This is a genomic window from Thiomicrospira sp. (assembly GCF_014859555.1).
Taxonomy (GTDB): Bacteria; Pseudomonadota; Gammaproteobacteria; order Thiomicrospirales; family Thiomicrospiraceae; genus Thiomicrospira.
On record NZ_JACUTY010000144.1, the window covers coordinates 1 to 1,129 of the forward strand.

Genomic DNA, 1,129 nt, shown 5'->3' on the forward strand with positions numbered 1-1,129 from the left:
GCCAACCAATTCAAAACTCAAAATTAAGAATTAAACATTCGCCCAAGCGCCTCATCCATTGTTACCACTGGCTTCCAACCCAGCAAATCTTGCGCTTTAGAACTATCCACTTGCAAATTGCCAAACAACCGATCCGCCACCGCACCCTTACCCAATAACCGCGCGGCAAACCGCATAACCCCTACTGGCACTGGCCATAACCGAGACTTTACACCACACGACTTTGCCACCTTGCGCAACAACTCGGTAGTGGATACATCTACCCCATCAGAGATTAAAAATACCTGGTTTGCGGCTTTTGGCGAGCGCTGGCGATCAGCGCACAAGGCAATAAAATCCACCAAATTATCCAACGCCACCAGCGAACGTGCATTACGCACCGCACCCAAAGGCAAGGGCACACCCTTGCGAACCCAATTCACCATCGAAGCAAAATTGCCTTTCACATTCGGCCCATACACCAAAGGCGGACGAATAATCACCACCTCCATGCCAGTTTGTTGTGCAATTTCTAACAAACCCTGCTCGGCTTCATACTTAGACAACCCATAAGGATCAGTCGGCACAAACTTATCATCAGGAGTAAAAATTGTAACCCCCTCACCCTTGATGGGAATCGAAGAAACGCCTAAAGCGGTCGAGGGCTGGGGTGAGGGTGAAAATGTCCCCTCACCATTCACCTTAACCGAACTCACAAACACAAACCGCTTAACCCCGGCCTGCGCCGCCAAACGCGCCAAAACCAACGTCGCATCACGATTCACCTTGCGATACTCCGCCAAAGGATCAGCCACCTCATCCCGCATAATATGCGCCCGCGCCGCCGCATGCACCACCACATCACAACCATCAATCCCCCCTCCCTTGATGGGAGGGGGTTGGGGGGAGGGTGAATTATCGGTTGAGTATGCTTCAGCCAAAGCACCCAAATCCCCCACAACCTTCTCAACCCCATCCGGCAACCCAACCGACTCACTGCGAACCAAAGCCTTAACCTCAACCCCATCCGCAACAAAACGCTGCAACAAAGCCGCACCCACAAACCCGGTAGCCCCGGTTAAAAACAAATTCATAACTTACCGCACTATAAAAAATTAAAAACCCAAAATATAACTCGTTCCCACTGTCC

1 protein-coding gene is annotated in these 1,129 nt (G+C 51.0%); it reads right to left on the reverse strand.

Annotated features, from left to right (window positions below):
• Positions 1-23: 23 nt before the first annotated feature.
• Positions 24-1,073 (reverse strand): SDR family oxidoreductase, encoded by a 1,050-nt coding sequence (locus IBX48_RS10600; RefSeq protein ID WP_296834412.1) that lies wholly within the window; start codon positions 1,071-1,073, stop codon positions 24-26.
• Positions 1,074-1,129: the final 56 nt, after the last annotated feature.

Excerpts from the sequence above, each read along its gene's own strand:
- IBX48_RS10600 (WP_296834412.1), bottom strand. The coding sequence starts at position 1,073 with ATGAATTTGTTTTTAACCGGGGCTACCGGGTTTGTGGGTGCGGCTTTG.